The organism is Rhodococcus zopfii NBRC 100606 = JCM 9919, assembly GCF_001895025.1.
Lineage (GTDB): Bacteria > Actinomycetota > Actinomycetes > Mycobacteriales > Mycobacteriaceae > Rhodococcus > Rhodococcus zopfii.
In genome coordinates, this window is the sequence record NZ_BCXI01000036.1 from 25992 (window position 1) to 39942 (window position 13951).

Consider the following 13951-nt stretch of genomic DNA (forward strand, 5'->3'; position numbering starts at 1 on the left):
GCACAGTACCGGCACACGGTTCACGGACGAGCGCAGCGGCGCGCCCCCGCGGCGGGTGCCACCTTCCAGAACCTCGGCTGCGGCAGGCCGCGACGCCCGGCCGCGACCCGAACCGCATGCGAGATCTTCTCGACCGCGGCGGCCTCGCACAGGGCGAGCGCCGAACCGCCGAAGCCTCCCCCGACCATCCGTGCGCCGAGCGCGCCGGCGTCACGGGCGGCGTCGACGGCCGAATCCAGTTCGACCGAGCTGACCTCGAAGTCGTCGCGGAGGGAGCGGTGCGACGCGTCGAGCAGTGGGCCGAGCGCCCGCACGTCACCGGCGTCGAGCGCGGACACCGCGGCGCGGACCCGGCCGATCTCGGTGACGACATGACGCGCCCGACGCGAGAGAATCGTGTCTCGCAGTGCGGCAACACTATCGGTGTCACGAAGGCTGTCGACACCCAGCTGCCGTGCCGCGTCCTCCACGGCGCGGCGCCGCTGCGCGTACTGCCCGTCGACGAGGCGGTGCGGGGCGGCGGTGTCGACGACAAGCAACGCCAGGCCGTCGGCGGCCGGGTCGAACGGGACGTGTCTTACCGTCCCCGTGCGACAGTCCAGCAGCATCGCGTGCCCGGCCCGTCCGCGCAGCGAGATCTGCTGATCCATCCCGCCGGTGGGGACGCCGACGAAATCGTTCTCGGCGCGCATGCACGCGGACGCGAGCGCCGCCCGGCCGGTGTCGTCGGTGGCACGTCCGAACAATTCGGCCAGCGCCAGCGCGACCGCGCATTCGAGCGCCGCGGAACTCGACAGGCCCGCCCCGACCGGGACGTCCGACGCCACCGCGATGTCGGCTCCCCCGAAACCGGCCGGCCCGACTGCCCACACGACCCCGGCGACATACGCAGCCCAGCCGGGTACCGCGTGGGAAACGATGTCGGTGACGGTGATGTCGGTACCGGGGAAACCGGCGCTGCGCAGCCGCAGTATTCCGTCCGCGCGCCGGCGCACCGCGACGGCCGTGCAGTGTTCGAGCGCCATCGGCAGGCACAGCCCGTCCGCGTAGTCGACGTGTTCACCGATCAGGTTGACCCGCCCCGGCGCACACCACACCCCGTCCGGGCTTCCGCCGAGTTCGTGCGCGAACAGCGTGCGGGCGTCGGTGCACGCGCTCATCCCGCGACCTCCCGCAGCCGCGCCGCGATGCGCTCGGGTGTGGTGTCGCTGATCCACGCACCCATCGCCGATTCCGATCCGGCGAGGTACTTGAGCTTGTCGACGGCCCGACGCACCGAGAAGACCTGCGCGAACAGCCGCCCGTGTTCGCGACCGTCCCCCACCGGGGCCTGATGCCACGCCGCGATGTACGGCACCCGGTCCCGCTCGTCGAAGAACCGGTCGACGCGACCGAGCACGTCGCGGTACACCAGCGCCAGTTCGTCGCGTTCGGCGTCGGTGAGCGCCGCCAGATCCGGAACGTCGCGGTGCGGGGCCACATGCACCTCGACGGGCCAGCGTGCCGCCTCCGGAACATACGCGGTCCAGTGCGCGCCTGTCGCGACGACGCGGACACCCGCGCGTCGTTCGGCGTCGAGCACATCGCGTTGCAGCGAACGCCCGGTCGCCGCACGGTGCGCGCGGGACCGGTCCAGCAGCACCTGCGACCGCGGCGGCAGGAACGGGTAGGCGTAGATCTGCCCGTGCGGATGCTGGAGTGTCACACCGATTTCCGTGCCGCGGTTCTCGAAGCAGAACACCTGGCGCACACCGGGCAGCGCGGACAGTTCGACGGTACGGTCGGCGAGAACGTCGACGACGGTGCGTGCCCGCGACGCGGTCAGGTCCGCGAAGCGTGCGTCGTGGTCGGACGTGAACGCCACCACCTCGCAGCGACCTCCGGCGGGTCGCCGGGGCCACAACGATTCGTCCCCGACGGTCGGGTCGACGACACCACCGGGAGCCAGCGACGGGAAGCGGTTCTCGAACACGACCACGTCGTAGTCGGCGGCCGGGATCTCCGTCGGCGGACCGCCCGGACGGGTCGGGCACAGCGGGCAGTCCGCGACCGGAGGCAGGAACGTGCGGTCCATCCGGTGCGCCGCGAACGTCACCCATTCCCCGGTGAGCGGATCGAAACGCAGTTCCGATGCCGCGGTCACCGGCGGAAGGTCGCGGGTGTCGTGCAGATCGCGCGCGGCACCACCGTCGACGTACGGTTCGGTGTCGTCGTAACAGATCAGTTCGCGACCGTCCGCAAGGTGCGAGAGGGTGCGGCGCACGCGCGCGGTCACCCGCAGCTACTCGGCCAGGCCCAGGTCGGCCAGGCCCAGCAGCGAGCGGTACTCGAGACCCTCGGCGGCGATGACGGCGTCGGCCCCGGTGGCCCGGTCCACGACGGTCGCGACACCGACGACGATCGCGCCGGCTTCGCGCAGCGCCCTGACCGCGGTGAGCGGCGAGTTGCCGGTGGTGGTGGTGTCCTCGACGACCAGCACCCGCTTGCCGACGACGTCGGGCCCCTCGATCTGACGCTGCATGCCGTGGGCCTTCGCGGCCTTGCGGACGACGAACGCGTCGATGGGCCGGCCCGCGGCGTGCATCACGGCCAGCGCCACCGGGTCGGCGCCCATGGTGAGGCCGCCGACGGAGTCGAAGTCCCAGTCGGCGACGAGTTCGCGCAGCAGGCTGCCGATCAGCGGGCCTGCCCGGTGATGCAGGGTCGCGCGGCGCAGGTCCACGTAGTAATCGGCTTCCTTGCCGGACGACAACGTCACCTTGCCGTGCACCACTGCCAGCTCGCGCACCAGCGCAGCCAGCTCTTCGCGATCACTCATCGCTCGTCCTCACCGTCGATTGTTCGTGCCGCCGGCCCGCGGGACCGGCGGCAAGAAGCCTAGTCGGTTGTGGTGGACGATCAGGCCGCGACGGTGCCGGACGCTTCGCCGCCCTCGCCCGCGGCAGCCTGCCCCGCGTCGACCGGGACGACACCCTCCGGCATCGGGGCGACCTCGAACAGCGGGACCGCACCGACCCCGGCGAGCTTCGCGAACACCGACGACGGGAAGCGGCTCACGGTCGTGTTGAGGTCGCGGGCGAGGTCGTTGTGGACACGCGCCGCCCCGGCGATCCGCACCTCCCGGTTCTGCAACTCGCGGGCGACGCGGATGAACGGCCAGTGGGTGCCCTCTTCCGGGTCTCCGATGAGTTCGTGCAGCGTCGCGGACAGCGTGTTCTCGGCGGCCGCGCGCTCCCCGAGGCTCAGTCGCTGGTCGCGCATCGCGATGGCGAGGGTGCGGGCACCGACGACCGGGCTGATGCGGCTGCGTTCGACACCGGCACCGGCCGACGCCGCGATCAAGGCCGGCACGAGGTCGTAGCGGTCGTCGAGCTCGTTGGCGAGCAGTCGGAGGCTGTCGCGGTGCTGCGTTCTGAGCTTTTGCGCGCGGCGCATCGCCGTGCGCGTCGACAGCACGAACAGCACAATCACACCGATCACAACAGCCACAACGGTCACGCGCAGAAATGTACCGACGCGGTCCGCCCGCGCGCATCACCGGCCCGGGCGTGTCCGCACGGTGTGTCCTGACCGTGACCTGTCACACACCGTCAGGTGCGGCCGCGGCCCCGTCCGAGGACGTTCGTCAGCCGCCGCACGAGGTTGACCGGCACGAGCCTGCCCATGGTCGTGAGGGCCTTGTACTGCAGACCGGGAATGCTACGGACCTTCCCCGCGTCGAGATCGGCGAGCGAGGTTCGCACGACGGTGTCCACGTCCAGCCACATCCACTCGGGAATCGAGTCCATCTCGATGCCCGCGCGGCGATGGAACTCGGTGTGCACGAAACCCGGGCACAGCGCCTGCACCTGGACACCGGTCCCCGCGAGACCGCCGGCCAGGCCCTCGGTGAAGGAGATGACGTACGCCTTGCTGCCCGAGTAGGTCGAGCCCCGGCCGGGCAGCAGTCCGGCCACGCTCGCGACGTTGACGATGCGGCCGGAACCGGCCGCGATCATCGACGGCAATGCCGCACGCGTCAGCTGCATCACCGCGGTGACATTCACGTCCAGCTGCGACTGCAGCAGTTCGGGTGCGGCGGTCCAGAATTCGCCGGTCGTGCCGAAGCCCGCGTTGTTGACGAGCATGTCGACACCGCGGCCGAGCCGATCGGCGACGCGGGCACGACCCGACGCGGTCGCGAGATCGGCGGACAGGATCTCGGACTCGGCGCCGAACCGGCCCTTCAGGTCGGCGGCGAGGTCGGCGAGTTTCGTCTCGTTCCGGGCCACCAGCACCAGGTCGTAGCCCTGGGCGGCGAGGGCGCGGGCGTAACCGGCGCCGATGCCGGAGGTGGGACCGGTGACGAGAGCGACGGGTCGAGCAGCACCATCCGATGTCATGCGGGTCACACTAGCGGGTTCTTACCCGCGGGTAATGCCCGGTCCGGAAGGCCGGGCCGGCACGGCACAGTCAGTAGTGCGCCGACGGACGTCCGGGGTCGTGCACGCCGCGGTCCGTCTCGGCCGGTTCCACGACCGGCGGCAGCACGTGCAGAATCCCCGACAGCCGCGCGACGGTGTCGATCGCTGCGTCCCACTCGCGTCCGTTGCTGTTCAGCGGGATCGACCCGAGCGTCCAGTCGTTCTCGCTCCACAGCATCTGCACGTGCGGCGGGATCGACTCGGTGAACGCGACCATCCGCTGGTCGCAGACACGGCGCGCGATCTCGAGATCCGTCGTGAACACCACCCGCGGTCCGATGGACCCGAGCAGGTTCATGTCGGGGTCCTTCGGCGGCGGCGTCGACTTCAGGCGCAGGTCGATGTCGACGTCGGAACCCACCTTGCGGCGCACCGCGACGATGGTGGCGGTCTCCTCGATGTCGAAGAGCAGGAACTCGTCGCCCCGGCGCACACCGTGCACGACGTCGATCGCGCCCAGGTACTCCTGCTTCGCGAGAGCCGCCCGATGCCAGTTCGACGGCAGCGACCCGTCCGACGCGGTGTACTTGTAGCCCTGCGCGCGCGCCCAGATCTCCCGCACCCGCCCGGACTGCTCCCGGCGTGTGCGGTCGATGTAGAGCAGCACGAGCGCGCCGAGGAGCGCGACCGCTGCGAGACCGAACCACATAACCGTCACCGGGCCCAGCCTAGCGTGTTCAGTTGCCGGAACGGCTGAAGCCGGGCACTGTCGCGCTGACCACCGTGTCCGCGGTCATCTCCCCGTCCCGGACGGGTGTGCCCTGCGCGAGAACCGTATCGCCCACCCGCAACGCCGACGGCGACGAACCCGCGAGGGCGATGATCTGGGTCCCCGGCGTCAACTTCACGGTGACGACCGCGCCGCCGATCCCGCTGATCGTGATGCTTGATCCGTCGTTCGCTGTCACGGTGCCGACGGTCGTGCCGCTGGAGCCGATCGCGTCCCCGAGTCCGCCGGGGAGCCGATCGAGTGGAAGGGTCGGAGGCAGCGACGGCTCGGTGGCCGGCGGCTGCGTCCTCGTCGTTGCGGAGGGCGGCGCGACCCTGGTCGTGGGAGCCGACGCCGTCGTCGAGTCGGTGCCGCTGCCCCCGCTGAGCAGGTAGCCGAAGACACCGGCCAGCGCGATCACGACGAGCGCGCCGAGCGCCGGCAGAAGCCAGCGGCGGCGCGGTTCCCGGGATTCAGGAGCGGGCGGTTGCCCCGGCGGTACCCCCGGCCCACCCGGCCCGTATCCGTACTGCTGGGTCGGCTGGTACTGCTGGGTCGGCTGGTACTGCTGGGTCGGCTGGTACTCCTGTGGAGCGTCGTGTTGCCGGAACTGCTCGGTGGGCGAGAACTGCTGGGTCGGCTGGTAGCCCTGACCGGGCACCTGACCATAGGGCGGCAATGCCTGTGTGGGCTCCGCGCGGCCGTACGCCTCGGTCGGATCGGACGTGTGCAGCACTCGCGTCTCGTGCGACTCGTCGAGCGAGTACGCGCGCTCCTGCGGGGTGCGCGGATCCTGCGGATTCGTCATGGTCCCTCCCAAGATACTCGTGCGCGTTTCCGGTAGCGGCTGCTACCGGAAACGCGCACGAGCCTCCGTCAGACGCCCAGTTCCAGGCGATCGCCGTCGTCGGTGACACCCACGTGCACGGTGTCGCCGTCGCGGATTTCGCCGGCGAGCAGCTTCTTGGCGAGCTGGTCGCCGATGGCCTGCTGGACGAGCCGGCGCAGCGGGCGGGCACCGTACTGCGGGTCGTATCCGCGCACGGCGAGCCACATCCGGGCCGCGCCGTTCACATCCAGCGTGAGCCGGCGCGCCGCGAGCCGCTCGGCGAGCTGGCCGAGCTGGATCTCCACGATCCGCTCGAGCAGTTCCTCCGACAGCGGGTCGAAGATGACGACGTCGTCGAGCCGGTTGATGAACTCCGGCTTGAACGCGGCCCGCACCGCCGCCATCACCTGATCCTTGTCACCACCCGAACCGAGGTTCGAGGTGAGGATCAGGATGGTGTTGCGGAAGTCCACCGTGCGGCCCTGACCGTCGGTGAGCCGGCCGTCGTCGAGCACCTGCAGCAGCGTGTCGAACACGTCCGGGTGGGCCTTCTCCACCTCGTCGAACAGCACCACCGAGTAGGGGCGGCGACGCACCGCCTCGGTGAGCTGGCCACCTGCCTCGTACCCGACGTACCCGGGAGGCGCACCGACGAGCCGCGCCACCGAGTGCTTCTCGCTGTACTCGGACATGTCGATCCGCACCATGGCACGCTCGTCGTCGAACAGGAACTCCGCGAGCGCCTTGGCGAGTTCGGTCTTGCCGACACCGGTCGGGCCGAGGAACAGGAACGAGCCGGTCGGCCGGTTCGGGTCCGCGACGCCGGCGCGGGCGCGGCGCACCGCATCCGAGACGGCCTGCACGGCGTCGGCCTGCCCGACGACACGCTTGCCGAGTTCGTCCTCCATGCGCAGCAGCTTGGCGGTCTCGCCCTCGAGCATGCGGCCCGCGGGGATGCCGGTCCAGGCGGCGACCACGTCCGCGACGTCGTCCGGTCCGACCTCCTCCTTGAGCATCACGTCACCGTCGGAGGCGGCACCGGATGCGTCCGCGGCGGCCTGGAGTTCCTTCTCCAGCTGAGGGATACGCCCGTACCGCAGCTCCGCGACCTTGCCGAGGTCGCCGTCGCGTTCGGCGCGTTCCTCCTCACCGCGCAGGGCTTCGAGCTGTTCCTTGATTCCGCGGACGGAATCGATCGCGGTCTTCTCGTTCTGCCAGCGGGTGGTGAGCTGGCTGAGCCGTTCGCGTTCGTCGGCGAGTTCACCGCGCAGCTTCTCGAGCCGCTCCTTCGAGGCCTCGTCGGTTTCCTTCTGCAACGCCATCTCCTCGATCTCGAGGCGACGGACGATACGTTCGACGGTGTCGATCTCCTCGGGCCGCGAGTCGATCTCCATCCGCAGCCGCGATGCGGCCTCGTCGACGAGGTCGATGGCCTTGTCCGGCAGGAACCGGGAGGTGATGTAACGGTCCGAGAGGGTCGCGGCGGCGACGAGCGCGGAGTCGGTGATGCGTACACCGTGGTGCACCTCGTACCGCTCCTTGAGCCCGCGCAGAATCCCGACGGTGTCCTCCACGCTCGGCTCGCCGACCAGCACCTGCTGGAATCGACGCTCGAGCGCGGCGTCCTTCTCGATGTACTTGCGGTATTCGTCGAGGGTCGTCGCGCCGACGAGCCGCAGTTCGCCGCGGGCCAGCATGGGTTTGATCATGTTGCCGGCGTCCATCGCGGACTCACCGGTGGCACCGGCGCCGACGATGGTGTGCAGTTCGTCGATGAAGGTGATGATCTCGCCGGCGGACTGCTTGATCTCGTCGAGGACGGCCTTGAGTCGTTCCTCGAACTCGCCGCGGTACTTGGCACCGGCGACCATCGACCCCAGGTCCAGGGAGATGACGGTCTTGCCGCGCAGCGACTCGGGAACGTCGCCGGCGACGATGCGCTGTGCGAGCCCTTCGACGATGGCGGTCTTGCCGACGCCGGGCTCACCGATGAGCACCGGGTTGTTCTTCGTGCGGCGCGAGAGCACCTGCACGACACGGCGGATCTCGTTGTCACGGCCGATGACGGGGTCGAGCTTGCCTTCGCGGGCGCGGGCGGTCAGGTCCGTCGAGTACTTCTCCAGCGCCTGGAACGTCGCCTCCGGGTCGGCGGTAGTGACGCGCCCGCTGCCGCGCACGGCGGTGAACGCCTCGCGCAGCGCGGACGGGGTGGCGCCGTGGCCGGCGAGGAGCTTGGCTACGTCCGAGTCACCGCTCGCGAGACCGACGAGGACGTGTTCGGTGGAGACGTACTCGTCGGTGAGCTCGGTCGCGAGGTGCTGGGCAGCGGTCATCGCCGCGACGGCCTCGCGGCCGAGTTGCGGTGTGGTGGTGGCGCCGCTGGCCTTGGGCAGCCGGTCGACGAGGTTCTCGGCCTCGCGTCGCACGACCAGGGGGTCGACGCCGACCGCCTTGAGCAGCGGCGCGGCGATGCCGTCGGCCTGGTCGAGCAGCGCCACCAGCAGGTGGGCGGGCCGGATCTCCGGATTGCCCGCAGCGGACGCCGACTGGAGTGCGGCGGTCAGTGCAGCCTGAGTCTTCGTGGTCGGATTGAACGAGTCCACTGCGGGCCCCTTCCATTCTCGAGTGTGTTCGTATCAATTCTTACGCCCCGCAGGTACTGTCCACGGGAACTCGAAATGATCAACTAACCTCAAGTTGAGTTTGTTCCACTCAAGTTTAAGACCATTGGTGACATGCATCACTCACGACATGCCTCCAGTGTGCGATATCCGCCGCGTTCGGACGCCCCTCTTGGTGGCCGATTGATCGGCGAGCGGATACAGTGGCGGCCGACCAGCAGGAACAGCACGTGGGAGGGTGGCGTGGAGGCCTTCGCCATCGCCCGTGTCCAGCTCAGTTTCGCTTCGATCGTCGCCACCCCGACCGGCCATGAACGGTTCGCGGCGGCGTTCTACACCGCACTCTGGGCCGACAATCCGGCGCTGCGCGAGCTGTTCCCGGCGGGCATGGAATCGATGCGGCAGCGGTTCGCGACCGCGGTCGGATGGGCCGTCAACCGGCTCGGCGACTTCCCGGCCGTCGAGGCCTTCCTCGGGCAGCTCGCCCGCGACCACCGCAAGTACGGCGTCAAACCCGAACACTTCCGGGCGGCCGGGGCGGCGATGCTCATCGCGGTCCGCGAATGCACGCCGCTGATCCTGTGGACGGCCGCGCTCGAACACACCTGGCGCGAGATCATCACCCGGCTGGTCGCCGCCATGGCGATTGCGTCCGCCGAGGACGACCTGCCCGCCGTGTGGGGCGCGACCGTCGTCGGCCACGAACGGGTGATGCCGGACCTGGCGATCATCCGGCTCGAAACCGACTCGCCCATTCCGTTCCACGCGGGCCAATACATGAGCGTGCAGACCCCGCACCGCCCGCACATGTGGCGGTACCTGTCCGCGGCGATTCCTCCGAACCCGCAGGGGCAGATCGAGTTCCACGTCCGCCGCGTGTCCAGCGGCTGGGTGAGCCCGGCACTCGTCGGCGAGACCGCAGTCGGCGACCGCTGGGTCATCGGTCCCCCGCTCGGCGGCCTGCACGTCGATCGGTCCCGCGGCGACGTGCTGATGATCGCCTCCGGCACCGGCCTGGCGCCGCTGCGCGCGCAAATCATGGAAATGGCGATGCGCGGCGACAATCCGCGCGTCCACCTGTTCTTCGGCGGCAAGTATCCGTGCGACCTGTACGACATCGAGACGCTGTGGCACCTGGCGATGACCAACCCGTGGCTCACCGTCGTCCCCGTCGTCGAGGAGAAGGAAAACCCTTGGTGGCACCCGGTTCCCGTACGGGAACCGCCGAGCGGCCTGCACCGCACGATGTACGGCAAGCTCGGTAAGGTCGTGGCCCAGTTCGGGTCGTGGGCGGATCGTCAGATCCAGATCGCCGGCTCCCCGTCGATGATCAAGACGACGCTGTACGCGCTGTCCGCCGCGGGAACACCAAGGCAGAACATCAGTTTCGATCCTTTGTGACACACGCATCTCGGGATCGCCTTGACGGGGATACCCCGTAGGCGTGCTGCGGCGCCCGGGTGGGACCGTACTGCCACCGAGACGTATTGCCCGGGCGGGCAACGTGCGGCCTCGCAGGACCCCGACGACTGCCTCGAACAGGTGTTTGCGCACGATGCCGTACCGGACGGCGAGAATCCCGAGCGAGGCGTGGTTGTTCGCGATTCGCGACAGCACTCGCCGGCTGACCAGCCCGGGTCGTACATGCGGGTGCCGGCGACCCTGCGGTTGAATACGTGTTGTGCCGAAATAGGAACAACGGGTTTTCGAGGAAGGGCAGGACGTGGAAGCGGAGACAGTCGAGTCGGCAACCGAGAAGGCGTACCGCAGCATCCGCGACAGCATTCTCAATGGGGAGTTGCCCAGCGGATCCATGCTGGGGGAAGCGTCCCTCGCCGCTCGGATCGGGGTGAGCCGCACCCCGGTCCGGACCGCCCTGGCCCGCCTGCAGGACGAGGGGTGGGTCACCATATATCCCAAGCGCGGCGCCCTTGTCCAAGGCCTTACCGTTCAGACCATCGAAGATTTGGCCGACACCCGCCTCATCTTCGAATCCATCTCGGTCCAGCGCTCGTCGAGCCGGGCTCGGCAGGCATTGGCGGATCGTCTCGACGATGCCGTTACCGAGCAGCAGGCGGCGATCGGTGCACATGATCTACGTCGATTCGTCGAATCGACGATTGCCTTTCACCGTTCCTTCGTCGAATGCGGAGGCAACGAGGTGTTGTTGGAACTCAACGATCGTCTCGCCGACCGGCAGCGCTTCCTGCTTTTCAGTCACGGAGACCGCCTATTCGAGCGGGGCGAAGCCATCATCACCGAACATCGGGAACTGGTCGGGGCGTTGCGGACCGGTGACGTCGCCGGATTCGCCGACACCCTCCGTTCGCATCTGAGCCACAACTACGGTAGACGCCTCGATCCGGTGCGCCTGGAGGTGCGCGACGAGCAGCGATCGGATACCTGATCGCAACCGGCCGATCTCCGGATTGCCGGTGACGCAGTCACCATCTTGCATCCAAGTTGGATGCTACATTGTCCCCGGTCGCTCTACATGCCACACGGGCCGCGAATCGGGGCCCACCCGGCGAACCCGACGTAACCCCTGACGGCCGGAGCGTCCAGGACTGCAGTTCCGCACTGCCCAACCCGGGCCACGGGACTGTCGAGATGGAGTTCGGAATACCCGAAATGGCGAGAGGAATCGCTGTCATGACCACGACCGCAGTGCCCGAGACGGGCATTCGGCGCTCTCTGGCACCGATCGTTCTCGTGCTCTTCACCACGGGCTGGGCAGCTAATCACTTTGCGGCGATGATTCCGCTGCTGGCCTCACATGAAGGATTGAGCACTTCTGTCCTCAACGGCGCCTTCGGGATCTACGCGATCGGATTGCTACCCGGCCTCCTCTTCGGCGGAGCCATCTCGGATCGCATCGGCCGCCGACCGGTAGTCCTTCCCGGGGCAGCACTCGCCGGTGTCGGCAACCTCCTCATGATGCTCGACCATCACGAACTCGGAATCTGCACGGGACGGCTGGTCGTCGGCATCGGAGCCGGACTGACGTTCGGTGCGGGAACGGCGTGGGCAGCCGATCGCGCGGGTAGAGCCGGCGCCGCCGTGGCCGGTGTGGCCCTCTCCACCGGCTTCGCCTCGGGACCGCTGATCACCGCGCTCGTTTCCACAGTCGGGCATCCCCTGGCGGCACCGTTCGCGGCGACCGGATTGTGCTCGTTGCTCGTTGTGCTGATTGCATCGAGGACGTCCTCGACGTCTGAAACACCGAACACAACCGCCGCCCCCTCCCCCGGGCCGAGCGACTCGCTCCCGACGGGAACGGTACGGACGACACTGCGGTTCGCGTTGCCCATGGCGCTCTGGGTATTTGCCTCGATCACGGTCCCCATGGTGACGTTGGTCCAGCAACTCGATCGCTATCAGGGACCGTTCGTTCCGGCGGTGGCGGCCTTGGTCGCACTCGGCTCCGGCGTGATCATCCAGTTGGTCGCCCGCAGGAGCGGGTGGGGCCCCCGTGCCGGAGGCATAGGCGCCCTGCTTGCAGCGGTCGGGTTCGGACTTGCCGTTGCGGCCGACGCGAACCACTCGTTGGTGGCGTTCGTTGCGACCGCCATAGTGCTCGGAACCGCGTACGGGCTCTGCCTGCGTAACGGACTGGTCGACGTGGAGACCATGGCACCGGCCCCGGCCCGGGGGCTGCTGACAGGAGTGTTCTACCTTGTCGCCTATCTCGGATTCGGGCTCCCCACCCTCCTCACATCCGTCGAGAGCATTACGGGAATCGTGTTCCCGCTGACGGTGTTGGCCGCCTGCGCCGCCGCAGCCGGTGTGCACCGCATGCTTCGACACCCGAACCGATGACCGCCCGCGATGCGGGACAGGTGTGAGCGCAATTCCCGAAACACGGATGTCTGCTCGCGCCGATCGCTGAGACGGGGCATGCAGGTCACCCGGCTCACTTCCCGCTTCTTGTCCGCCGTTCCGAAGGCGACCGAACTCGAAAGGATGGTGCCGTGCCGATGGCGTCACCGGTATTCACGCAGGGCAAGCTGATCGCTGCGCAGCTGTTCTCCGGCGCCGGAATCGCGTCCGGGTACGCCGTAGGCGGGCTGCTGGCCGAGCAGATCACGGGTCGGACCGCGATGGCCGGCTTCGCGCAGATGAGCGTGATCTTCGGCGCCGGACTTGTCGCCTATCCGCTCGCGGCGCTGGCGGCACGCGCCGGGCGGCGCAGGGCGCTCACCCTGGGGTTCGGTGTAGGCGCGCTCGGTGCCCTGGTGGTCCTCTCGGCCGTGGCGGTGCAGTTCCTCCCGTTGTTCATGCTCGGGATGATGATGTGCGGTTCTTCGACGGCCGCGGGTTTGCAGGCCCGCTATGCCGCGGTCGACGTAGCCGGGCCAACAGCGACCGGGCGGGCGATGTCGCTGGTGGTGGGGGCGACGACGATCGGCTCGGTTCTGGGTCCCAATTTCACCGAACCCGGTGCGCACCTGGGTGAGGCACTCGGGATGCATCCGTTGGCAGGCCCCTACCTGATCTCGATGGCCGCCTTCGCCCTGGCGGCTCTGACAGCATCGACACTTCCGAGCGGGAACGGTCCGAGTGCAGGCACGGACAAGGTCGCGACCGGCACTTCCACCGACGCACCGGCACCGCTCGGCCTCAGAGCAGCGATGCGTTTCGTGGCCGCACGTCCGGTTCCGTTGTTCGCGATCGTCACCATCGTCACCGGACAGATGATGATGACGAACGTCATGGTGATGACACCGGTGCACATGCATCATCAGCAGTTCGACCTCGGAGCCATCGGCATCGTGGTGAGCATCCACATCGCCGGGATGTACGCGCTCTCTCCGGTGTTCGGCTGGATGTCCGACCGTTGGGGCCCGGGAACGGTGATCGCCTCCGGTGTCGTCGTTTTCGTCGCCGCCATCACCCTCGGCGTTGTGGACGCGGTGGCAGCGACGTCGTCGATGACACTGCTGAGTACCGCTCTGCTGCTCCTCGGGGTGGGCTGGTCGATGTTCCTCATCGGTGGTTCGGCGTTGCTGACGGCCTCGGTACCGCAGCATGCGAAGGTCACTCTGCAAGGCGCGTCGGACTCGGCCATGAACCTGGGCGGGGCGGTGATGGCCGCGACTGCCGGCACCGTGTTGCAGGCGGGCGGTTTCCTGTGGATCAACATGATGGCTACCGTCCTCCTCTTGGTCATGCTGGTGTTCTCGATGAAGGCGGTGCCGTTGATGAAGTGGCCTGGGAGGGCGATGCCCTCTCCGGACGAGGAGCACGATCTCGCACGAATGCAGTCGCCGTGAGTCGAATCGACGACGGGTGAGCGTGCGCGCACGACACGTGGAGGTTCGCGTTCCAC

At 68.7% G+C, this 13951-nt stretch carries 12 protein-coding genes; 4 read left to right on the top strand and 8 right to left on the bottom strand.

Going from position 1 to position 13951, the window contains the following annotated elements; translation table 11 throughout:
• Window positions 1-20: 20 nt before the first annotated feature.
• From galK to clpB, 8 genes are all read right to left on the bottom strand, one after another.
• Entirely contained in the window at window positions 21-1160 is a 1140-nt protein-coding gene (gene galK, locus RZ1_RS20990; RefSeq protein WP_072814454.1) for a galactokinase, read from the bottom strand.
• Window positions 1157-2263 (bottom strand): galactose-1-phosphate uridylyltransferase, encoded by a 1107-nt coding sequence (gene galT, locus RZ1_RS20995; protein WP_072814495.1) that lies wholly within the window; start codon window positions 2261-2263, stop codon window positions 1157-1159. Before galT ends, galK begins: the two co-directional genes overlap by 4 nt.
• Window positions 2264-2281: 18 nt before the next feature.
• Window positions 2282-2818, bottom strand: a complete 537-nt coding sequence (pyrE, locus tag RZ1_RS21000; protein WP_072814455.1) for an orotate phosphoribosyltransferase — start codon at window positions 2816-2818, stop codon at window positions 2282-2284.
• Between the two features lie 80 nt (window positions 2819-2898).
• On the bottom strand, window positions 2899-3498 hold the full coding sequence (locus tag RZ1_RS21005; RefSeq protein ID WP_238071873.1) for a LemA family protein: 600 nt from the start codon (window positions 3496-3498) through the stop codon (window positions 2899-2901).
• Window positions 3499-3590: 92 nt separating this feature from the next.
• A complete protein-coding gene (locus tag RZ1_RS21010; RefSeq protein WP_072814497.1) occupies window positions 3591-4382 on the bottom strand; it encodes an SDR family NAD(P)-dependent oxidoreductase in 792 nt (263 codons plus the stop codon).
• A 70-nt stretch (window positions 4383-4452) separates the two neighbouring features.
• Window positions 4453-5112, bottom strand: coding sequence for a TtfA family protein (locus tag RZ1_RS21015; RefSeq protein ID WP_072814456.1), 660 nt, complete (start codon window positions 5110-5112; stop codon window positions 4453-4455).
• 28 nt (window positions 5113-5140) lie between these two features.
• Window positions 5141-5980 (bottom strand): DUF5666 domain-containing protein, encoded by an 840-nt coding sequence (locus RZ1_RS21020; RefSeq protein WP_072814457.1) that lies wholly within the window; start codon window positions 5978-5980, stop codon window positions 5141-5143.
• A gap of 68 nt (window positions 5981-6048) precedes the next feature.
• A complete protein-coding gene (gene clpB / locus RZ1_RS21025; protein ID WP_072814458.1) occupies window positions 6049-8604 on the bottom strand; it encodes an ATP-dependent chaperone ClpB in 2556 nt (851 codons plus the stop codon).
• A 261-nt stretch (window positions 8605-8865) separates the two neighbouring features.
• Here clpB and RZ1_RS21030 point away from each other — a divergent pair, with 261 nt between their 5' ends.
• The 4 genes from RZ1_RS21030 to RZ1_RS21045 all read left to right on the top strand — a co-directional run bounded on the left by RZ1_RS21030 (window position 8866) and on the right by RZ1_RS21045 (window position 13895).
• Entirely contained in the window at window positions 8866-10023 is a 1158-nt protein-coding gene (locus RZ1_RS21030) for a globin domain-containing protein (protein ID WP_072814459.1), read from the top strand.
• A gap of 322 nt (window positions 10024-10345) precedes the next feature.
• On the top strand, window positions 10346-11029 hold the full coding sequence (locus tag RZ1_RS21035) for a GntR family transcriptional regulator (RefSeq protein WP_072814460.1): 684 nt from the start codon (window positions 10346-10348) through the stop codon (window positions 11027-11029).
• A 245-nt stretch (window positions 11030-11274) separates the two neighbouring features.
• A complete protein-coding gene (locus RZ1_RS21040; RefSeq protein WP_072814461.1) occupies window positions 11275-12441 on the top strand; it encodes an MFS transporter in 1167 nt (388 codons plus the stop codon).
• 158 nt (window positions 12442-12599) lie between these two features.
• Complete coding sequence (locus RZ1_RS21045; RefSeq protein WP_072814462.1) at window positions 12600-13895, top strand: MFS transporter; 1296 nt, start codon at window positions 12600-12602, stop codon at window positions 13893-13895.
• Window positions 13896-13951 lie beyond the last annotated feature (56 nt).